Below are 22,291 nucleotides of genomic sequence, written 5' to 3' on the forward strand. Positions count from 1 at the left end.
TACCTACTTTATAGTGATCCGGCTACGCGGTCAGCAGGGCCCCGGCGAGTGCCTTGATGCGATCGGGCCGGAAGCCCGACCAGTGGTCGTTTCCGGCCACAACGACCGGCGCCTGCAAGTAACCCAACGCCATCACATAGTCACGCGCCTCAGAATCGAGGCTGATGTCGACTGTCTGGTAGGGGATGCCTTGCTTATCCAGCGCCTTGTACGTGGCACTGCACTGTACACACGCGGGTTTGGTATACACGATGATGCTCATCACAGAAATAAAGCTCCTTTACGCAAGTTGGAAAGGTTATACAGACTGGCAACTACTCAGGTACAACGTGTGCTGTGTCCAGAGATCCGCCAAGCCCCCCAGGATTCCCGTCGTGCGGCCGCCCACATCACCTAACCTGGCGATACCGATTCCAGAACGATCACCTGCCTGGCTGGCGTAGTGAACCTGGGATCTGCGGTCGCCTCAAAACACTACACCTAGTGGGTGGCAAGGAGAATAGGTACAAGATGTTCTGAACAACATTTACGAAATTCCCTGGTTGTAGGCCATGACCTGCGAACCATCCGGCGTGTCGTAACTCACGATAGTCGTCCAACAATCATCACAGGTGCCCATCCGCACCGGAACAATACCCGGCACCGACAAGACTAATGTTACCGACACGTCCCCTGCAGCCAGCAAAGCTGCCAACGGCAGCTGGCGGCTCTGCTGCTAACCGAATGTGTTCAGCTCACCTCGGCAGCAAACTTGCCGACGATGTCACACAATTTGCGGAAATCTCGCGGCTGTCCGTGGAAGCCTTACCCGCCAAGGACGGAAGCGGCACGGAAAATGTGATTCCGTCGATCACGTTCGAGCCGGCGATGCCGAACGACTTGTGCGCCTCGTCGCACGCCTACACGCTACCGTATTGGTCCGCTGAACTAGCGAATACCACCAACGGCTTGTTCTTCACCACGCCATCGCTGAATGGTCGTGACAGCTAGTCAACCACATTCTTAACCATCGCGGGGGTGCTGCCGTTGTATTCCTCCGGGATGACCACCAGGGCAGCATCCGTGTCAGCTGCGATGTCCCGCAACGCCGTCACCGAAACCGGCACACGTGTTGATATGTCGATGTCTTCGTTATAGAACGGCAACTCCCCCAGCCTCTCAAACACCGTGACGGTGACGCCGTCCGGGGAAAACCCTTATGTCCAACTCGGCCATAAGGCGGTTGATCGACACTACGCACAGGCTTCCCACTAACACCAAGGCGTTTATGTTGGAGTCCTCCAGCACCGTTCCATTCCCATGTAAGCCATGGGCTGACCTTCATCCTTGCACATACAAACGGGCCACGGTCCATTTTGTATTCCAACCGCGTTACAAGTGCAATCAGGGACCCATGACGAGTGGTTGAGTAGAGTTCGCTCTGTCCACTCCGGCAAAACCTCTACAAGAGCGCAGTGACGCGGCGCGTAATCGCGCGCTGTTGTTGGCGGTGGCCCACCGCCTGGCCACTACAAACGTTGCGGATGCCATACGTCGCCGTGGGCCACCGGTGTCGGCAAAGGCACGCTGTTCCGCCGGTTCGGCAGCCGAGCCAGCCTGATTACGGGTGCTGCTCGAAGCGGACGAGCGCGCCCCAGCAGACGTTCCTATTCGGGCCGTCGCCCGTTGAACCCGATGCGCCCCGACGGATCGACTAGTCGCGTTCAGGCGAGAGCGGAATCTGCTTCGTCCATACCCACCACGCACTGCTATAAGTATAGGCAACCAACCACGACCCATTTACCCGTCACGTTGGGGCGGCTGCGATGCAGCGCATCCATGTAGTAGATGTTTGCAGTCAGCAAAGAACACCGGCGACCTCGATGACCAGACCGACGCCCTGCTGGCGCTGCTCGACGCCGACTATGTCGAACATCTATGGCAGTCACGCCCTGGAAACGTTGGGCCAGGCGTGGGAGAGTCTGGCGCCAAGCTGTGCGGACAGTGACTAACTCGGTCCTGCGATGTTTACCTCGACCAGTTTTTGGCGTCGGCCGAGCTTCGTCGTCACTCCAAAGTGGCCGAGCTGCCGGTCGTCGTCGGCGCCGACTATCCCACCGAACCACCTCAAGATCGTCACTTGCGCCTAATACCTAATATGAGACGCGTGAATTCAGTGTGCACGCAAGTAGGTCACTACGGCCGCCCGCTCGGCGCTGCCCCGACGCCGCATTTTAGCGTCCGATCCGACCGCCTATGACGACGCCTACGACCACGTGATGGGATTGGTGCGCGGACTTGGTACACCCGGCAGAGGTCTGGGGCTGGACGAGGCGTATGTTGGGTTGACCGCAGCCGATAAAACTCAGGACACCGAAGGTGCCGAGCACATCCACGCCGTCATCTTGTCGGAAACCAGGCTATCCTGCTAAGTCGGCCATCAGTGACAACAAGCAGTACGCCAAGGTCGCCATCGGCTTCGCGAAACCGGCTAGAATCTTTACCATCACCTACTCGAACGAGATGACCCTGACAGCTGCCCGACCAGTTGAAGAGCTGCAGGGAGTTAAGCTTAAGATCGCGAAAAATCTTGAAGCCCTTGGTAATAAGGGCGTGGCAGCTCGCACACAGCAACAGCGAGTTGCTGACTTCCACCTTTCGGTCCGCTAACCAGCTTGTGTCTGCTGCTGCTCGTCGAGGGGGACAGGGGCGACACCGCGTTCAGCGCACAACCATGGATTTCACTCTCCTGCAGCCACGTAGATCACCTTTCCACGTGACCTCACTGACCGAACCGAAATGGATTTGGCGGTAAAGGATTTAGTGCAGCGAACGTTGACCGATGTGGTAACTTCATCGCCAACGGTAACTCAAGTGGCGGTCACCTTGCTCACCGCAATATTTTAAGCCCACGCCAAGATCCGCAAATTGGATGCGCCCACCACACTATCCCGACATCACCACCACCGCAATATTGCGCGTATTGGGTTCATGCGAGCTGGACCGCCCGATCCGATTACTCAGGAAGCGGCTCGAACTCGAGATGCCCCCACAGCGTCAGCGTGACACCGGTCCGGGTTCAATTGCCTGACTTGCCCCCTCACCGTTGCGTGGCTGGGGTATTCCCACCTCGGTCCGCTCCACGCACTGCATTGTCGCCGGGCTGGGCCGAAGTGCGCGCGTGAAAACTACGTTGACTTGCTGCATCACCACTCTGTACGGCCACCACGCCAGCCGCTTGAACCCGTATAGCAGTCGAATATCGTGGGAAGTGTAGATCAGATATCGGTTCTTTGCGACCCCCGCCAAGATCTTCTCGGCCGCCTTTTCTGCTGGCACAGCATGACTAAGGAAGCGGTCAACCCAGCGACTGAACCTCGGGTCTTGGCGGTCGATCCCAGCAATTTCGATAGTATTGACCAGCGGCGTCCGTACCGCACCGGGCACCACAACTGACACCCCGATGCGGTGCCGAGCCAGGTCGAAGCGCAGCACCTCAGAAAGTCCGCGTAATCCGTACTTGCTGGCACTGTAGGCCGCATGCCAGGGCAGGGCGACCAGCCCAGCCGCCGAGGAGACATTGACCAAATGCCCACCCCGGCCGGCAGCCAGGATCGGCGGCACAAACGTCTCGATGAAGTGGATCGGGCCCATTAGGTTGATCGCGACCACGTTGCTCCACTGGTCGTGGGTGAGCCGGTCAACGGTCCCCCAGGCTGACACGCCAGCGATATTCATCACAACATCCATGCTAGGATGCCTTGCGTGGATATCGGCGCCGAATGCCGCCACCTCGTCGTATTCGGACACGTCCAGAGCGCGATACTCGGGCACCTGTGCACCGAGCGCCCGTGCGTCGGACACGGTTTGCGACAAACCATCGCAGTGGCGGTCCGTCAGATACAGCTCGGCACCGTAGGCGGCAAGCCGCAATGCAGTGGCTCGTCCGATACCGCTAGCCGCGCCGGTGACAAAACACCGCTTCCCCACGAAATATTGTGCCGCCTGCACCATGGCTTACCTTTGTCAGCCGCCCCACAGAACGTTTAGCCACATCTGCTCGAGCAACCGCACGCAGCATTCCATGCCGCTATCGCGACCAACCAACATAAGGTCACCGGTCAGCATCAACCCGATCGTACCCGCCAGCGTAAAGATCAATACGGAGATATCTGCACAGATCGGATGGGCGATCCCCACCTTCATCTCGGCCTCGACGACACCAACGATCTGGCCAAGCACCACTTCAGAATTGCCGTTCGATAATATCTTAGATCTCAATATCGGTGTGGCGGACGACAGAAATTACACACCACCATCCCCGGGTCCATTGTGGACGTATACTTCCATTGTGTACGTATACTATGGCGGCACTGCTCACCATTCGCTTGGCGAACTGCTCGATTGACTCGCCCGGCTGACGGGGACGAAATACTGGGTGGACTTTTCGAGTTCTTCGGCTGCCTCCGCCATAGTCTGGGTGAGCACAGCGTACTTGGAGTCGAAACAGGAAGTAGGAATCCGGATCGGGTCACCCCGGCTCGGTGGCTAATGGTGCTAATCGACAGTTCAACAAGCGATATCTTCTCCGGAAGCGCACACGCTACCTTAAGGATCGCTTCTCGGTGCCTGTCATTACGCTGTCGGACAACTGGTGTCCGCTGCTCCTGACGGGCTGCTTGGCTACTCACATTTCACATTGTAATCACCCCCTCTGACCTTGCGCCATGCCGCTCGAAAAGGAAACTTGACAGCCACCAAGCCTATCCAAAGGATCATTGTTTTAGAGTAGCAATACTGTCTATAGCCCACCCAGACAGGCAAATGGAGCGTTCATGGACGCCATGATAAGCGCGTAGCGCTATGCGCTGGACCAGACCCGGGTCGATACACCCCCACGCTTACCACCATCCTCGGTATGGAAACGTTCCAAAGGCGCCTGCTTGCCCACGATTGGAAGAGGAGGATGGTATCTGAAACCGCCAGCCGATAGCCAGTCTCAAGCTCATCCTTGGCGATTCAGGCGTTCTCATTCTCGGTCACTTCATCGAAGTGTTCCGGGGAGACATGGACTACGCGCTGTTCCTGTATCAGGTACACGATCCGCTGATCTATCTCGTCTCGCCGACCCTGCCGTCGGTTATCGGGTTGGGACCGACGCCACCCAGGACGTATTCGCCAATTAAAGAATTTAAGGACTTTTCGCAAAAAGATTAGCACACGGTAATCGACCCTTTAACTTTAACCAGGACCTTATACTGCACACTCTCGACGAGAACATACACCACTACACACATCATGCAGGAGGCCTTCATCCGGCTTCGCATAGCTGGTTACGCCGAGCACATTGAGCGGGTGACGTCGAGCATCATCGCCAACTGGTCAACCAACGGTGCACGGTTCCTGGTACATCCCGCGATAACAGAACTAACCCTCGACACTGCATCAACAGTGTTCATTGGCCATGAACCCGATACTGACAGCGACCTGGCCACCAAGGGGAAGCCGAGCCTTTACCACTACAACACACACTGACGGTACGATCGCCCGCCACCGGATACCGCCGTTTAAATAGTGGCGTGGGCTGCGTACCCGCAAGGTGCCCGAGGACTACTTCTTCATCGACCACGTCATGGAGCGCCGTCACGCTCGTAACACCAACATGTCAACGATGCTGCTCCACACCGAGAACGACTACGGTAACAGCTTCACCGACGAGGACATCGCCGACCACATGATCTTCCTGATGATGGCCGCCCACGACACCTCGACATCAACAACCACGACGATGATCTACAACCTGGCCGCGCATCCGGAGTGGCAGGAGCAGGCACACGAGGAGTCGGCTCAGCTCGGCTATGCACCGTTCGACATCGATACGCCGGAGAAGTTGGAAGTTCTCAATTTTGTGATGAACGAATCTCTTCGCATGGTGACATCGCTGCCGTTGAATTTGCGCCAGGCCGTTCGTGACACCAACGTGCTGGGCTATCACATGCCGGATGAAACCAACGTAACAATATGGCCAGGACTAAACCACCGACTACCCGAGTTATGTAAAGAGCCAAATAAATTCGACCCGGAGGGCTTCGCCGAACCGCTGTCCGAGCACAAGAAACACCGGTAAACCTTCGCACCGTTCGGAAGCGGCGCACACAAGTGCATTAGGTATGACATTCGGACAGCTGGAGGTCAAGACTGTCGTGTACCGACTGCTTAGCCGCTAACAGTTCGCACTGATCCGACCTGACTCCCAGCTACTATGGGACAACGGCGGTATGCCGATACCGATGAACGGGATGCCTATTATGCTGCATCCGCTCTAACCCGTACCGCGAACAGACGCCAATCACAAGGACAGTCAGTTAGCGCACGCAGCACGAAACTACGTCGGATCTTCCGACTAACAAAACCAGTGACTTGATGAAATAAATTACGAAATAAATTACAGTGTAACGGTTTCCGGAATCACAGTTCTGGATCACGCTGTCAGAAAACTGGCCTTGACGGACGCAGATCAGGAAGACCTTCGAGCAGCTTCTCTAACCGCTACCAGTAGCGGGCGCGCTCACTACCCACCTTTCAGTTCCAGTGGACCCGAAGGGGAGAATGCCCTTGAGATGTGGCGAATCCCAGAATTCGCTCCATGTGGTGAGTTACTGGTCCTGGTAAGACAAGTTCGACATCAGGTCTGAGGAATGGCACCCAGACCAGGTCCTCCAATACGGGATAGCCAGTCGACCTAGCCATATACTTATTAGGTATTAAGCCCTATATGTTGTGAACTCGTTGTTGGGCATCGCTAGCGATCACATCCGGTGACTTTTTAAGCTGCTGTGAGCCTGAAACTCGAAACTGGTCGTAGCTGACGATTGGCTCCCCTTCGCCCCACCCCGGGATTGTTATCGTCTGCGGGACGTTCGCCGGGTTGGCAGCCTACGAAACCGCCCCGATGGCCTGGTTGGTGGCCTCGCTATCAGTATAGGAATCCGCGCTGGTGGCAAGGGTCGGTAAACGGATCATGCATCTCCACAACTTGAGCGGAAAATACCGGATAAAGCTCCGCTTGCGCACTGTAATGAGCGGGTTGAGTACCGACATCTCGTCGGCGGACGCCGGTACATATACCGGCCGGTGCGGGAGTTGCCTCTACATTGCTGGCAACCATCTGCGCATCGATGCCCTGCAGGTCGCCGGCAGCTGCCCTCAGGGCTTCCGATGATACCGTCACGACGGGATGGGGAAACGGATGAGACACAAGAGTACCTCTTCGCACAACTGCCAGCAATGGCCACATACTGTTAGCACAACCCGGAGGTCTGAATGGGCTTGCGTTGTACGCACCCACTGTTTTTACACTCGGGCGAACCGCCGCACAGACTGCCCGCCACGCCAAGCCTACAACAGAGTAAAACACTCACCACTAACGCTGCCGAAACACCACCATGGCGCATTGCACACACCAGTCAGCCGGAATCGCACCCCCACAACCAACAACTCCAAGCATTATCCTGAAAGACCTTAACCGCTTGCTAACGTCACCTTGCGTCACGAGGACTGGTTACGAGTCCGCTGAACCTTGTGCAGGGCATTCTTCAACAGCAGAGTTACCTGCTAAGCGATCTCCCACAACCCAGGCTCTTAGGTTACCTCGACCTCCAATCTGGGTTCCATCGCGTCGATCAAAACCGTATCCGGCGCGTCCTAGGCCTTGCCCATAACGACGTTGCAGAGCAACAGAACTTCAATCTTCCGACACAAATTGACCACCTGGTGCACAAACTGGCGACTAGACGCACCGAGAATCATATAACACTCCGTATCTTCTAACGCTTTGCAGCGTCACCTTCATATCGATCTCGATCAACACACTGAAACTTGGCTACGCCAGCGTTTTTCGAGCTCGTTCGACTGCGTAACGAAATGATGTGTGTAGTGTGGCTGATAGCTAAACACGCAGAGTGCTCTACTCCGTGACTCACGGACACTCTTTCACGATAGCTTCGTTGAACTTTCGCTCGAGCCTTGTCACGACAGTGTAAAGAACTGCTTCTGCCATTCTTCTTCATACCGGTTAAGCGAACCGGCCCCCCTAGACATATCAGTTACGCTCAGATCCTGCTGCTCCCGCTGGCCTGGACACCGGTTAACCTTACAACCACCAAGATGCAACAGCGTACCGATGACGATGGATGTGATAGCGCGCCAAGCTGTCATCAGCGTCGCTGATTGCCTCGACACACCACTGGTTAACGTGTTCGACAGCGACAACGTTCGTGCCAAGTCGGCAGCGCATTACTGCTGGACAATTGCGCCAATCCGATGTAGAACCGTGACTCATCGGCTGCGGTCGTGTATCGCCGGCAGATGTTTGAGGGTCTTGGGTTGCGAGCACCCCGATGAACGGCACGAAGGGCCGCCACCTTGGGTTCGCGTTGCCTCCTCAGGAACTTTGGTGACGTTGTTGATCTCGAGAGCACCCCGGACTCAAACGTAAGTCTTCGCGGACTGGTTTTCGGTACTCTCGGTAGAGCGCGCTATATGTGTCAATGCTGTCCTGCTTCTGGGGTTTATGACGACCAGTCTGCGGGGCATGTGTAGTCGCGTTATATGCGAGCAGCACCGCTTCCATGGTCAGCTGCGGGCCTAGAATACCGTTACGATGCCGATTCGCGAGATGCCGATGCCGGACAAAGACGGTGTCTTTTTCGAAATAGCTCATATGGACCGCGTAGGACACAACCCGCTAAGGAAGTTATAGTATATTTTATGGTGTAAGCGCCGAGCTGCCTGAGCCGATAAAGCAGCTATTCATCGAGCATTGCGACCTATGCGCACGCTGCGTACACCCGGTCACGGGCACACACGGCAACTATGGCGACCTGCTGGTCGCACGGCCGGTATAAGTGGGCACGGTACGGTGTTCACTTACACTGTCAACTACCTCCTGGACATCCGGACTCCATACGTGATCACTATCGTCGGGCTCGCTAAACAACGTGAGCCGTGGATAACAGCTAATATCTTTGACTGCAAACAGGATTCAGTGAAATACGGGATTACCGTCGATATTTGATTAACAAAGACAGGTCAGGCTACCGGCATTTGCGTGCGCTCCCCTGGTCCGTGGTTTGCCTTGCAGGAGTCGCGAAAAGCCACCAATCCAATATTGGTATCATCACCGGAAATTCCTTGTAAAATAACACTTTTCGCATATAAAACCAGTAGTGGTCAATTATACCTTCACAGCCAGTAACAACGTCGGCGACTGCCTCACCTTGCCGGCTTGATTGAGCGCGGCCTTGTGTGGCTGGCCTGCTAAACTGGACCGGCACACTGAGCCAAGCCAGTTTCGTTGGTGATCAGCGGTGGCACCACCCACGGAGTCATCGCCGACAACGCTGAAAGCATCAATAATTTCTATAGTAGCCGCCAAATCACCGCGACGTCGCGTCCCCCGTACTGCGTGTATTGTGCATCGCGGTCTGCGATCGCCGAAGTGTTTATCCCCAGTTGGTTGGGTCGTCACCCCCATATACCAGTCAGCACGGTTATCGGTAATCTCAGCCGAAAACACCATTGCGCATCGAAATAAGCCGTGCAGCAGTAAACTAAACGTCCCGTTGATGGGGTTAATAAGAGCTGCTTTTCGCAGCGTACATAGCTAGCTCAGAAACTACGTAGCCCCCTTATACATCCATCTCACCTAACGGCTCAACAACTCCGGAAGACATCTTTTCAGTCATGTGCTGCCACTCCCCGGCGGCGGCAACCATCGAGCCAGTATCTGTCGGCACCGCCGTGTTGTTGGTAAGCAACAACTGCGAGACCCACCGTGATGCGACGGATCCCAAGGACCCGGACACCCTAACAAAGCAACCAGGGTCTTAGTTGATCAGCGGATCGCGAGGCATGCCGAGAATCCTCTCGGCAATTTGGTTGCGAGTGACCTCCGAGGTACCGCCGGCGATCGCCATACCGCGAGCCCCCATGATCAACCGGCCAACCACCGCGCCAGGCCCGTCGACCAGCGCAACCTCGGACCCCAGCAGCGCCGCCGAGATCGCCGCGCCCTCAACCATGTGCTCCGCCAGCTTCAGTTTGGTGACGTTGCCTTCCGGGCCAGAGCCCACCCCTTCGACGCTGCGGGCGGCGCGACGCAGGTTCAGCAGCCGCAGCGCGTGGTCTTCAGCGAGGTAAGTTCCGACGCGGATTTCCGCACTCGCCAACCGATCCGCCCGCTGCTGGGCTAGCTGCACCAGTTGCGCCGCCGCCCCCTCGTATAACGAGTCACTACCGCCGATACTGACCCGCTCATTACCCAGCGTCGCCCGCGCGATCGTCCACCCGGAGTTGGGCGCACCAACCACATCCTCGTCCGGGACGAACACGTCGTTGAAGAACACCTCGTTGAATTCCGACCCGCCGGTAATCTGCCGCAATGGCCGTACCTCGACGCCCACTGCCTTCATATCGATGATCACGGTAGTGATACCCGCGTGCTTAAGTGCATCCGGGTCGGTACGTACTGTAGCCAGGCCACGGCGGCAGTACTGAGCCCCACTGGTCCATACCTTTTGTCCGGTGATCTTCCAGCCGCCGTCCACTCGCGTGGCCCGGGTCTTAACGGACGCCGCATCCGAACCAGCGTCAGGTTCGGAGAATAATTGACACCAGGTCTCATCTTGAAGCAACGCTTTTTCCACGAATCTTTCAATCTGCCAAGGTGTTCCGTGCTGAATTAGGGTTAAGATCACCCAACCGGTAATCGAGTAGTCCGGGCGTTTGATGCCTGCCGCGCGAAACTCTTCATCGATCACCAACTGCTCCACAGCATTGGCCGCGCGACCCCATGGCTGGGGCCAGTGCGGCATCACGTAGCCGGTCTCAATCAGCTTGTCGCGCTGCGTCTTCGTATCCAGAGAGGCGAGCTCGGCGGCGTCGGCACGGATCTGGGCACGCAGTTCTTCGGCTTCGGCCGGCAAATCCAAGCTGTTGACCCGAACAACACCAGCTGCGGTGCGATCGAAGACATCCACGGCCGGCGCGTCACCGCCCAGCAATGCCGCACTAACTAGCGCCCGCCGCAAATGTAGGTGAGCATCATGTTCCCAGGTGAAACCGATACCGCCATGCACCTGAATGTTGAGTTCGGCATTGCGGGTGTAGGCGGGGAACGCCAGCGCAGCAGCCACAGCGGCGGCCAGCCGGAATTGCTCTTCATCCTGGGATGCCGCCCGTGCGGCATCCCAGACCGCGGCGACTGCCGACTCGGCGACTACCAGCATGTTCGCGCAATGATGCTTGACCGCCTGGAACGTAGCGATGGTGCGGCCAAATTGCTTACGCATTTTAGCGTACCCGACGGCGGCGTCGACACAGTCGGATGCCCCGCCCACCGCCTCGGCAGCCAGCAAAGTGCGCGCTCGAGCCAGCACCGATTCCCGTGCCCCGGACAAGAGGTCGTCGGCAGTGACACTGACGTTGTGCAGCCGAACGCGCCCGCAGCGCCGAGTCGGATCGAGGTTTTCGGGCATGTCCACCGACACACCCGCGCGGTCTCGTTCCAACACCAGCACGTCGTCACCAGTGGCGACCAACAACAACTCGGCGAGCCCAGCACCCAATACGATTCCGGCCTCCCCATCGGCAGTGCCATCGTCTTTGACCCGCACCTGGCCGTACAACCCGATTCCCGCAGTGACACTCCCGTCGATCAACCCCGACAGCAACCGCGCCTTGTGATCAGCGGTGCCGGCGTTGGCGATCACTGCCGACGCGATCACGGTCGGGACAAATGGCCCCGGCGCCACCGCGCGACCAAGTTCTTCGATCACCACCACGAGTTCGGGCAACCCGTAGCCTGAACCGCCGTACTCTTCGTCCACGTGCAGACCGAGCCAACCGAGTTCCACCATGTCGTGCCAGAACCCAGGCCGGATCTCGTCGGGCGCATCGAGCAGCGACCGAGCCTCCCAGCGCACCTGCTGCGAGATCAAGAATGCGCGAGCTACCTCGGCGAGTTCGCGATGATTGTCGGTCAGTGCGATACCCATCAAGGTCCTCCTCGCGCCGCTTTCCGGTTGGAAAAAGCAAAATGTAGTGTACTTAATGCGCCAGGCATCGCCGAGACGGCTACTTAGGCGCGAATAGCTTCCAGCATCTAGGCACAGACATTTACCGTTGGAAATTGGGTTATTCGGGATGGCTGCACCGACTTCGCGTACTACATCAGACCGTCTCATCCGCTTGGGGAAAACCGCACGCAGGTCAGCATGGCCCCCCTCTCGTCGGAATCTCACGGTCAAGTCGGTCAGAAACAAACTCGGAACGATCGCCGGCACCCCGTCCCCAGTGACCCGAGGTCGCGCGTCATCATCCTCAGGCTCGTCCTTGCCCATGTACTCAGCTGACAACCGACTGATGTTAGACCTCGCGATGAGACCGAGCGGAAGAATTCGAGGTCGCGGAGATCGGATTTGGTGAACGTCCGCTTGGCGATGCAGCCCCCGATGGTCACTGCGACATGCAGCCCGCGGAGTTTGTCGACCGTGGTCTGCAACGTTGGCTTAGTGCCGATGCAGTCGGTGACGTAGACTACGCAAAAATATAACGCAACACCGAGACCGCCGACACACTTGTTTTTGGCTTTGACACCCCTCGCGATCAAGGACAGTGACCTGTGCGCCACGCCCGGCTAACAACTCGGCAATAGCCTGCCCCATACCCGACGCACCCACCGACGACAACCTCCTTCCCGTTGATCTCCATTCGGCCCTCCATTACCGTAGCCTTCTGAATGTCTAGTACGCACGCTAGCGCGCCCGCGTAGCCAAATACCGATATATCGTGTCGGGCTGGGCTGCGCTGTTTTTCGATGTGGCTATCATGCCGCGCGATGTTGGCGGCACCTTGTCGCGGTTGTCCAGAGTCGCGCGCATTGCTGACTTACTGCACGCTGCCACGCCCAACGCCAACGTAGTCGCGATAACATGTCGTGGCTCTCCGGTGAACTACCCCAGCGCCCTATCGGCGTCAGCTAGGTGTCGCTACAGTCACGACCACCGGTAGCACCGCAGCCGGTGCTGAATGTCACCAACATCGACACCACCTTCTCCAAGATCAGCTTGGTGAGTGGCAAAGGCGCCCAAGCCCAGCGTGACGAACCCGTCGCTCGGTTACTCGCTGCCGCTACCGAAACAAACCGATCAGCTCTTTCTGCGCTGGCTGCTACGAAGCAAGTCGGTGCGGGTGTCCGCCCCGCCGCAATGGGACAATAGGTTTGTGCTGGAATGCGCCGATCAAATGGCCCTGCTGCAGGCTGAATAGCACTTCCAAACCGTCGTCGCTTCACTGGCGGAGAGTGTGGTAGTAGTTAGACAATGATGGACGCGTTAAATCGATGAACCCGGCTGCACTGTGAATTCTGGGTGTCGATATCCAGTGACCATACTTACGATTCCGCCAGATGCGTTGCTATAGTTTCCATCTTGGATCCCGAGGGTCGAATAATCAATCCGAATCAGCGAGCCTTTTTCGGGTTCTTGCAAACACACGTTGTCCAGATCCGCAAGGCTCGCCCGGTGTGACTCTAAATTTTGTTTACATCACCACACTATAAAAACCACTAGTCAGCGGCTTTCCTATAAGGTCGCCCACGATGGGCTGACCGGATTATCCTAATCTTGGCCGTCGGCCTGTATCGTGTGTCCGGAGTGTGATCGCCAGGTCCACGGTGTCTGCCGCTGCTAGGCGGTGATCATCCCGACTCGAGTGAAGTATTGCCAGAGCGGGCGTGGCCGAAAACTGAGCTGGCGCAGGCTCCACAGGATGGCTGCCAAACTGTGTACTGCGGCCTCGACAAGGTCAGGCTTAAATTTCGACCACGGCCCAGTTCACTGGTCTATCATGGATTCGGCGGGAGTTTTAGCGGATCGGACCATACTTTCAGTTGTTGTGCCGGTAGTAGCGACACCAGTCCTCGTGTGCAGTGCGTACTCCGCTCATCTCGAAGTAGGGAAAAGCCTACGAGGACAAACTGTTCTGGTGGTGATGCGGTCATGTCACACCCGGACAGCTGTGTCGATGGATTGCCCCTCAAGTGTTCCGGGTGTGGCCTGCGATCTGTTCAATTAGTCACAAAGCATTGCACGCCTGGGGCCAGTTGGTCCCCGGTACGATTCATCGAGTTCAGCCCATGGCACGGCCGCCGGACTACGGGGCCAGCTGGGAGCGATAGTTGATGGATAGGGTTCGTGGATGGGGTCTTGCCGCGCTCTCCCACGCATCCTGGATCTGATTCTCGTGGGTAATCCGGCACCAAGGGAGTAGGACTGCAACATTTCGACGACTTGGATCGAGTCGTCGACTATGCTGGTGTTTGGGTCCGAGGTGTAGATGTGCATCTCGGGGAAATTTCCGGGCGGCCTGGTATCGGTCTCATCGCGGCATAGGCGTACATTGCGATTACCATGGTGGTTGTCAGATCGGCGTCACCGATTAGCTTTAGCTGGGTTGGTATCGTGGGTACTTCCGCTACCGCGTCCATGGGTGGTCCCGCTGATGTCTGGTTTGGGCCAATTTAGTGCATATCGTGGCTGTTGATCTTGGCCAGCGTGTCGGTGAGATTGGCGGGTAGCGGGTCGGCGGTGGTCAGGTTGTTGTCCGGTTTTTGATCTGCATGGTGCGGTAGTGGCGGGTAGTGCGCGCGAGTTTCTTAATGCTCCAATTAGTCAATTAGTGTAGTGCTCAATCCAGTGACTGAGGACCATCGCGGCAACCACCACGGTGAGGTGGGCTTCGATGGAGTCGCGGATACGGTGGTAAATCGGGCGCGCCTGCAAGTTCGTGTTTGGACATCTGGAAAGCCTTGTCGATGGGTTACAACTGGTGGGAAGCATCAATAATTGAACGTTGCGTGATGGCCGACGAAGTTGGTGGTGGACCCCTTCTAGCCGGCCAGCGTGCGGGGCTTGTCTTAGTACTGCGCGATTGCCGCTCATATAGTGGCACCGGTCAGTTGTATGTAGCGGTTGCGTTGGACCGGAAAATGCCCATCGATGGCACGCTGTGCGTTAGTGACCTGATCATTGATGCCAAGCAGCGTCTTTCGGGCCCGACCGTGGGGGTAGTGGTAGTGGATGACCCGGTCGGGGGATTCTACGGGCTTTCTCCGAACTCGTTGATGATCACCGCTGGGTAAAAGAACTAGCCCGTAGGGGAACCGCCTCGCTGGGGGGTGTTTGTCGCACCACTAGCGCACCACGTCAGACAGGCGCGGAATGCGAGCACCGAAGATGTCGATCAACCTAACAGCCTGTAAGGCGACCTGGTTGGTTTCGGAGATTATGCCGGCGTCGGCCATCACGGTCACGTCGGTCAGATTGTGAGCGGTCTTAAGGCATTGATGACCGGCACCATCATGGTGGTCTCAGTCCGGTTGCCCTCGAACGCCGCGACATTGAGCGGCAACCCGATAGCGTCGGTGAACAACCCCAGGATGATTTGTGGATCCAGCCGGCGTTCGTTCGAGAACCCAGGCTCGCGGAACCTGTCCTCCACATCTGTCTTGAAGTACAAGACTGTCGCGTCGTAGAGCACCAGTCTGGCTGGACTTAACTACGTATGAGCCGCTCACGCGGTCAAAAGTTGCTCTCGGAATTCAGGTTGAGCAAAATTGGCAGGAGTTGATTCGGTGTCCAGTAGGCCACCGAATCAACTCCGGTCTCCGTGAGCACTCGTAATGCATCGACCTTGCTTATCGGTTCAATGACGCGTACCGTTGCCAGGTCACGAAACACCCTGATAACCGCCACCGGTGGCATCGAAACCCCAGCCACCCCGTAGTCTGACACGACGCCTCCCACAGGTGCGCTGACCTCGACGCCACGATCTGTAACAGGGAGCCGGCCGACCCGCGACGATCCAAGCCTTTGCTGACCGGCCGCCACACCTTGGTTAGCCGCGGCCTTGCACACCCTCTAACTCAACTTCTGCGTGCACAGAACCTAAGCGCTCACTCTAGCGCGAACCCCGCCATGGTGACCAAGACAATCTACACAGCCGTAGTCCCCGAGGCCATCTTCATGGTGCGTGCATACGCTACCACCACACCCTAAAAACCTTCAATTTAGTGCCCACATTACGTCCCGCCACCGAAGAAAACAACAGTTCACAATTTTCACGCACCGACCACCGAAGAGTGGCAAAAGTCAGGTGATACGCCGGCTCGTGTTGTGTGTTGGTGATTGTTGTAGCGTGTGATTGTGTGTGGGGGGGTGTCTGTGGTTTTGGTTTCGGTGAACGGTGTGGTGTGTTTGTTGTAGCTATTGCTGTAGGTGGGGATTGCGGTTTCGAGGTTGTTGACATCGGTGAACGTGTTGTGGCCGGTGGTGGTGAAAAAGATTTCGGTTATATCTCAGCCGTGAGCAGCTTGTCGGTGTGAAGTGCAGTCTGGCTTGCTGGTTATTGTCTGGCCAGGTCCGGCTGCTGGGGGTTTGTGTGTGGCGTAGTTGTTTTCCAACAAGGAATTACGCGAAACCGTGGCCAACGACGAGATCCGTCTAGCGTTCGTGCATGTCAAACTGCCACTAATTCCCAACCTCACGGTTCCACGCTAACACACTCGACGACAAAGGTCGGGCGGAAATTACCAGAGTTCTTGGTCAGCGCGCACAAGCCCAAGTAAGGTTGGAGTCAGCATTCGGGTTTTACGATCGGTATATCTGGTGTCTGCTCGGCGCCGGGCTCTGACACGTGCCAAACTCCATGGTTATCATACCGTTTGCTAGCAGCGATTTCATCGCCGCGCTGTCGACGGGACGTGAGAGCAGAAACCCCTGCGCACGGTTACAACCTAACTCCATCAGCACCTGCGCTGCTAAGGCAGTCTCGACGCCTTCAGCGACAACTTCGAGTTCAAACTCTTTGGCTAACGCCATGATCGCGCGCACGATCGCTAGATCACTTGCATTGCTTCCTAGTTCGGTGACGAAGCTCTTGTCGATTTTGATGGTGTCCACCGGCAGGGATTTCAAATGAGTCAGCACGCTGTAACCGGTACCGAAGTCGTCGATAGCCAGGTGCACTCCGACCTCCTTGAGTCCGGCAAGTGTCTTGCGGGTGGCATCGATGTTTTGGACCACCACATTCTCAGTGATCTCCAGACACACCATGCTGCCTTCAAGACCGAACTCGTTGAGAGTGCCAGCCACGTTGTCGACGAAACCTTCGGCGACCAACTGTACTGGCGAGACATTAATGCGCAACAGCGCATCAAGTCCTATGCCGGCTGAGCGCCATCGACTGAATTCCGCACATGCCGAGCGCATCACCATCCGGCCCAGCTTGCCTGCTAGATTAATCGATTCGGCCACTGGGATAAATGAGTCGGGAAATAGCAACCCCCGCGTCGGGTGCTGCCAGCGCACCAAGGCCTCGGTTCCCAAGAGCTTGCCGGTACGCATGTCTACCTCGGGAAGGTAGTGCAGCACCAGGTCAGTATCGATCATCCCTGCTAAGTGCAGTTCAACCTCAGTTCTCAGCGTATGCTGTGCACTGATCCCATGGTCGAGAACCACGACCTTGCTCCCGCCGCTTTTCGCCGACAGCGCCGCGTGATCAGCCCAGCGTAGCAGATCCGACGTGGTATCCCGTCCCGGGAGACCGATGGCAACACCGATGCTGACGGTGCGGGTAAGTATTTCGCCGTCGATCACCACTTGCTTTTGAAGCCGCGTCTGCAAGCGATGGGCAAACGACTCTGCAACATCAACCGATACCGGCTCAGCGGGCACTATGACAAACTCGTCTCCGCCGAAACGGGCAATAACCGTTGGGATTTCGGAGGCCTCACGCAGTCGGTCGGCGAAGACCTCGATCAGCCGGTCACCGGCATTGTGACCTAGGTAATCGTTAACCGCTTTGAGCCGATTGAGGCCAAGGAACAGCAACGTCACCGGGCCGCGGTGATCGTCGGCCAGCCTCTCATCAAGGTGTGCGATCAGGGCTCGGCGATTCAACAACCCGGTCAGATCATCGTGTTCGGCCAAGTAACGCAATTGTTCTTCGGCAACGATGCGGGCCTGCAGCTGGGCAAAAAGAGTTGCGATCGCCTGCAGCGCACGCAACTCATCGGCGTGCCATTCCCGGTCGCCGTACTTGACGAATCCAAGGACGCCGGTGGTGATCTCTCCGGACAGCAACGGCACACACGCCAGGGAAACAGCCGGCACAGCGGTGCCCTCCTCGATGCGACGCTGATATTCAGCATTGGCCGGCTCGGGCCGCAAAACCGCCGGTTCTTTGAGATACTCGGCCATCGCAAAAATCGTGTCGGCGTCGGCAAAATACACCACACCGATCGGGTCGGGATCAGGCACGTAGTCGCGCGGAGGCCATTCCACAACCAGCTTGGTCGCATGAATGTCATGGTCATTGTGACGAAGAAAGCTCACATCGACGCCGAAATGTTCCACCAGAATAGCCAGTACCCGTTCGCCGATCGGTACCGCGGTGACCGCTGTTGCAGCCATTAACTTCGAGGCCACCGCAGTGACGAGTTCGTCCAGGGACCGGGTCATGATCTTACCATAACCGCTTAGCCCGACAGCAACCGGATGCGCTCAAAACTTCGGCGGCTCCGCACCGACACGGGCCCTGCGACAGTCAATCGCAACACCAACACGAGGGAGTGATCGACCGGGATACGCGCCAGACTGTGGAAGTCGCTGCCCAATTGGCCCAATTCATCGGCGAACTGTGCAGATAATGCTTGTAGCTCGTCGACATCGCGCGCGTAGAGGAACACTGGCGAAATCGGCTGCACTGCGAACCCATGTCGCTGCGCGGCGATCCATATCGCCTCGACAGCCGACCCACCACGAGCGTAGTCCGCCAACGCGTTCCCGGGCACCGAGATCACTGCGAGGGCCGAACTAGCCACCACGCGATCATGGGTGTCTTGGCCCAGCGCAGCGCCGACGTTCCACTGCGCGAGGAGTTCCATAACGTCCGTACGACGAAGCACGTCGAACGCAGCCAACTGATGCCAATCCATTTCGAGACTGCGCACGTCAATACCAGTGTCTGGAAAAGAATCTCCCGGCCAACGCAGCTCCGAGATCATCTCCGCGTGAAGCCGTGGCGTAAGATATCGCAACCGGTCGGCGGCAGCCAGAATAGTTGCAGCTCGGACGAGGTCATCTCGCGCAGTCAGCAGGTGCAGCCGTGCACCTTCGGCCTCCGCGGCTGCGTGCAACACGTCAATTGTCTCGGCCAGAACCATTGTTGGCTTGCCATGATTGCGATTAGTTTCGCGGACCAGCATCGGCTCGTAAATGGCTGCCAAGTCGGTGTTCCGCCCATCACCTAGACTCAAGGTGACCCGCAGCGGCGCACTGTCAACATTCTCAGCAAGGCTTACCGGTCCGAGCACACCATGGGCAGCGGCCGCAACCTTGGCGTTGAACAACGCTGCACCCACCGCAACGGCGCTGCCGCGAAAACCGACGTCGAGGCTGTCAGTATGTTCTGGCGCAATCCGAATCACCAGGGCATCAGGCCCGGCTTCGATGTGCCAGGGCTGTAGATTTCCGCCCGACGGTGCGCGGATCGCAGCAGCGGCAATATCCCCCTCAACACCGGACAGCGCGGGTTCTGAACACTGCGTCGGATTCGCGGGATGATGTCGAGCCATGTCCGGCTCGGCGAGCTGATTGAGCGCCGAAGCGACGTCAATACGCGCTCGCCCCGAGCGCAGCTCCTCCCCGAGACCGATTCGGCGCACCGCCTCGGCCACCGCAGTAGCTCCCAGCGCCACGTCCCCTGCCAACTGGGGCCAGGTCGACAGCGAACGATCGATCTCGACCAACGTCGTCGCGGTGCGTGGCGACACCAGTTCGGCCTGCAGCAAGCGCAAAATATACGGAATTTTCTCACGGTTACTCATCTCGGGAAGCAACCGGATGTCAAGCTCACCCAGCAGACCGTGCAGAATCGAACGCCGCGGCTCCAAGTCGAACCGCTCAACATCAATCAGGCCGCGGTCACTGGTCGCCATCAGCACCGGAATGCCGCGACTGCGAGCTCTCTCTCGCAGAAGAGCCTTTATGTCCAGCGAATCGCATTGCTCCACCACTACATCGAGGCCCTCCAAGAACTGATCGACGGTGTCGAACGTCAAACCATTGTCAAATACTTGCACTCTCAGATACGGGTCCAGTTCAGCGATGCGGCGCGCAGCTACCTCGGCCTTATTGAGCCCAAGATCGAACACCGTGGCGGGCACTCGGTTGAGGTTGGATAGCTCGAGGCGATCAAAATCGGCCAAACGCAGTTGTCCACACAGGCCCTGGGCGGCCAACGTGTGGGCGATCACATGTCCCACACTTAGCCCAGCGATGCCGATGTGTAGCATGCCCAACTTAGCTTGCTCCTCGGTGGTGATCTCGTTGCGGTTGCGGTCCAACCGTACCGCCCGAAACCCGCGCGGACCCAGCATCGATACGACCACCCGCCGCCATGGGTAATACACCCACTTGCCCGGTTCGGCGATCACCTGCGGATCGGGTGCAGGCAGCAAGCTAAGCAATTCCTGCAGTTGTCGCTCATGATGGTCAACAAAGTCAACCTTGGGATCAGCCCGCAACCACTGCAGCACCGCAGCATCAGCGGGGTCGTCAGGGGTCAGAATCCGAGCGTACAGGTCAATATCACGCTCATTGCTCACCCGTGCGGCTCCCTCCTGAGTTGCACCCATACGCCCAGCCGACGTAGCCGGGTGCCGGTTCCGAGCATCTGGCCTCCAATCAACGGCTTGGGTGGAAAGTTAACAGTTATGAGTCCGAATCGAACCTTCAACAAACACGGTGAACGCTGCCACCAGCGGGAAATTGTCGGCAAGCAATTGCACCGCGGCGCGCCGAATAAACTTAACCAGTCCCACAGTAGCCTCCGAGCCCGCAAAACGCTCCCCGATGCACACCCTGGGACCGGCACCGAGTTATCGTGCAAGTTGGTCACAGACCGGCTCCGGCAGTCGCTGCACAGCTTCCACTCCATGCGTTCGGGTCGCGCAACAGCTCCCGTGTCTCAGCAAGCATTCTTGATAGTTGTTGCGGTTCAGCATGGTTAGCTAAGACGCGGCGATCCCACCAGATCATCTTGGTTCTATAGCGTTCATCCGGGTATGCAGCCACCGGGATTTTTGCTGCTACTACTCCTCCCGAAGAACGCCATCGGTCCAGCACATGGGCTGCCGCGGTCGCCATAATGAATTGCACCCCCAACAAAGACATGACTGTAAAAGCGGGGCGCGCTAAGGCCTTGGCAATCAAACCACTCTGATAGGAGTCGCTGTCAGCCCATGCGGTTTTCACTTCCACGACCCCAAAAGGCACGCGATCGTTGATCATCTTACGCACCGCAGTCAGTCCAGGATTACCTTCCCACTCAACCACGGCATGCGAATCTTCGGCGGACCCGAGCGGACCAATCACGCGCATCCCTCCAACCACCTTTCCTTGCATGTTTACCGCAGAGAAAAATAGTCGCGTGTCATCACCCGCGCTGGGGTCTAGAGTACACTCAACTCCGTATTTGCTGTAAGTACGAAACGCACCGTCAAGGTATTCATTCCATAACTTAGGATCAAGGGTGGGCTGCGATACCACGAGCCGGCATTGTGCATCGGAAGCCCAAACACTGAGGTTTTCTCGAAGGCACAACTCTTGCGGTACAACCACATCCAATTGAGCGGTGACCATGATTCTCCAATCTGTTGAATATTAGGTAGTTGAGCAGAACGTCATCATATTTGCTATTAATGGAACTAAACGGTAGAAAACTTCCTATCTTTTGGGAATATTAAGCTAATTCTTTCTACTAAATTATTTGAACTTTTATCGAATTTTTTACGTACGCTGAGAACAAATTAAAAATTTGCTGGATATCGCTATTTCTGCGCAGAATTCTTATCTTTCGATATCTAAATACACGACCATAGCGTGCAGAAAAAGAAAACTAAGTAATTTGTGATTACTTAACTGATCAGTCTGTTCCTGACTCCGATTAGCACTGCTACCTTCGATCTTTTTCGACCGATCTGCCTAGGTAGGTGTGATTCGCGCAGAATTGCTCGAGATAGCACATCGACCTTAAAGTCATTCAACTTGCGATATTTATCGCTCAGCACGACCAATTAGTTACGGCTATCGTCGCGAGCTCCGAGCTCTAACAAGCGACGCTGCGAATCTTGCGAAGGCGGACCGTGAACATCATCGATCACGCTCAACAAAAGTCATGGCCCGCTCTA

The 22,291-nt window shown here is 57.0% G+C and carries 13 protein-coding genes and 6 pseudogenes; 6 read left to right on the top strand and 13 right to left on the bottom strand.

The features are described from left to right. Nucleotides 1-22 precede the first annotated feature (22 nt). From MLPF_RS04735 to MLPF_RS04745, 3 genes and pseudogenes are all read right to left on the bottom strand, one after another. The gene (locus tag MLPF_RS04735) at nt 23-262 is read right to left on the bottom strand and encodes a redoxin NrdH (RefSeq protein ID WP_045843364.1); all 240 of its coding nucleotides are present in this window, start codon (nt 260-262) and stop codon (nt 23-25) included. A 264-nt stretch (nt 263-526) separates the two neighbouring features. Then, nucleotides 527-694: a hypothetical protein gene (locus MLPF_RS04740; RefSeq protein WP_162196944.1), complete on the bottom strand. Its 168-nt coding sequence runs from the start codon at nt 692-694 to the stop codon at nt 527-529. A 35-nt stretch (nt 695-729) separates the two neighbouring features. Continuing rightward, nucleotides 730-1,287, bottom strand: a pseudogene (locus tag MLPF_RS04745) (NAD(P)H-dependent oxidoreductase). Nucleotides 1,288-1,831: 544 nt separating this feature from the next. Between MLPF_RS04745 and MLPF_RS17095 the strand changes: the two are divergent. After that, on the top strand, nt 1,832-1,987 hold the full coding sequence (locus MLPF_RS17095; RefSeq protein ID WP_236685073.1) for a hypothetical protein: 156 nt from the start codon (nt 1,832-1,834) through the stop codon (nt 1,985-1,987). 36 nt (nt 1,988-2,023) lie between these two features. After that, nucleotides 2,024-3,070 (top strand): annotated as a pseudogene (locus tag MLPF_RS04755) (Y-family DNA polymerase). On the opposite strand, the gene MLPF_RS04760 reads toward MLPF_RS04755, so the two are convergent. Both MLPF_RS04760 and MLPF_RS04765 read right to left on the bottom strand, forming a co-directional pair. Then, complete coding sequence (locus tag MLPF_RS04760) at nt 3,037-3,990, bottom strand: SDR family oxidoreductase (protein ID WP_427901948.1); 954 nt, start codon at nt 3,988-3,990, stop codon at nt 3,037-3,039. The pseudogene MLPF_RS04755 and the gene MLPF_RS04760 overlap by 34 nt on opposite strands. Nucleotides 3,991-4,005: 15 nt before the next feature. Beyond that, nucleotides 4,006-4,670, bottom strand: a pseudogene (locus tag MLPF_RS04765) (TetR/AcrR family transcriptional regulator). Between the two features lie 194 nt (nt 4,671-4,864). On the opposite strand from MLPF_RS04765, the pseudogene MLPF_RS04770 reads away from it, so the two are divergent. Next, a pseudogene (locus tag MLPF_RS04770) lies at nt 4,865-6,305 on the top strand (cytochrome P450); the annotation flags it as partial. A gap of 650 nt (nt 6,306-6,955) precedes the next feature. Here MLPF_RS04770 and MLPF_RS04775 read toward each other — a convergent pair. Further along, entirely contained in the window at nt 6,956-7,210 is a 255-nt protein-coding gene (locus MLPF_RS04775; protein WP_175266441.1) for a PE domain-containing protein, read from the bottom strand. A gap of 1,689 nt (nt 7,211-8,899) precedes the next feature. Here MLPF_RS04775 and MLPF_RS04780 point away from each other — a divergent pair. Beyond that, nucleotides 8,900-9,055 (top strand): hypothetical protein, encoded by a 156-nt coding sequence (locus MLPF_RS04780; RefSeq protein WP_236685074.1) that lies wholly within the window; start codon nt 8,900-8,902, stop codon nt 9,053-9,055. Between the two features lie 613 nt (nt 9,056-9,668). Here the strand turns inward: MLPF_RS04780 and MLPF_RS15565 are convergent. Together MLPF_RS15565 and MLPF_RS04785 are read right to left on the bottom strand one after the other, a co-directional pair. Continuing rightward, complete coding sequence (locus MLPF_RS15565) at nt 9,669-9,797, bottom strand: hypothetical protein (protein ID WP_282435830.1); 129 nt, start codon at nt 9,795-9,797, stop codon at nt 9,669-9,671. A gap of 69 nt (nt 9,798-9,866) precedes the next feature. Then, entirely contained in the window at nt 9,867-12,035 is a 2,169-nt protein-coding gene (locus MLPF_RS04785; RefSeq protein WP_045843373.1) for an acyl-CoA dehydrogenase family protein, read from the bottom strand. A 793-nt stretch (nt 12,036-12,828) separates the two neighbouring features. Between MLPF_RS04785 and MLPF_RS04790 the strand changes: the two genes are divergently transcribed. Further along, nucleotides 12,829-13,050 (top strand): hypothetical protein, encoded by a 222-nt coding sequence (locus tag MLPF_RS04790; protein WP_156147162.1) that lies wholly within the window; start codon nt 12,829-12,831, stop codon nt 13,048-13,050. Beyond that, nucleotides 13,023-13,259, top strand: a complete 237-nt coding sequence (locus tag MLPF_RS04795) for a hypothetical protein (RefSeq protein ID WP_156147163.1) — start codon at nt 13,023-13,025, stop codon at nt 13,257-13,259. The genes MLPF_RS04790 and MLPF_RS04795 overlap by 28 nt, the downstream gene beginning before the upstream one ends. A gap of 1,301 nt (nt 13,260-14,560) precedes the next feature. Here MLPF_RS04795 and MLPF_RS16145 read toward each other — a convergent pair. The 5 genes and pseudogenes from MLPF_RS16145 to MLPF_RS04825 form a co-directional block, all read right to left on the bottom strand. Next, nucleotides 14,561-16,066 (bottom strand): annotated as a pseudogene (locus MLPF_RS16145) (IS1634 family transposase). 622 nt (nt 16,067-16,688) lie between these two features. After that, nucleotides 16,689-18,560, bottom strand: a complete 1,872-nt coding sequence (locus MLPF_RS04815) for a putative bifunctional diguanylate cyclase/phosphodiesterase (RefSeq protein WP_045843374.1) — start codon at nt 18,558-18,560, stop codon at nt 16,689-16,691. A gap of 17 nt (nt 18,561-18,577) precedes the next feature. Then, a complete protein-coding gene (locus MLPF_RS04820) occupies nt 18,578-20,737 on the bottom strand; it encodes an Rv1355c family protein (RefSeq protein WP_237817257.1) in 2,160 nt (719 codons plus the stop codon). A gap of 69 nt (nt 20,738-20,806) precedes the next feature. Next, nucleotides 20,807-20,965: pseudogene (locus tag MLPF_RS15570) on the bottom strand (cytochrome P450); the annotation flags it as partial. A 31-nt stretch (nt 20,966-20,996) separates the two neighbouring features. After that, nucleotides 20,997-21,743 (bottom strand): hypothetical protein, encoded by a 747-nt coding sequence (locus MLPF_RS04825; RefSeq protein WP_045843377.1) that lies wholly within the window; start codon nt 21,741-21,743, stop codon nt 20,997-20,999. Nucleotides 21,744-22,291 lie beyond the last annotated feature (548 nt).

Origin of the sequence: Mycobacterium lepromatosis (assembly GCF_000975265.2) — a bacterium.
Taxonomy (GTDB): Bacteria; Actinomycetota; Actinomycetes; order Mycobacteriales; family Mycobacteriaceae; genus Mycobacterium; species Mycobacterium lepromatosis.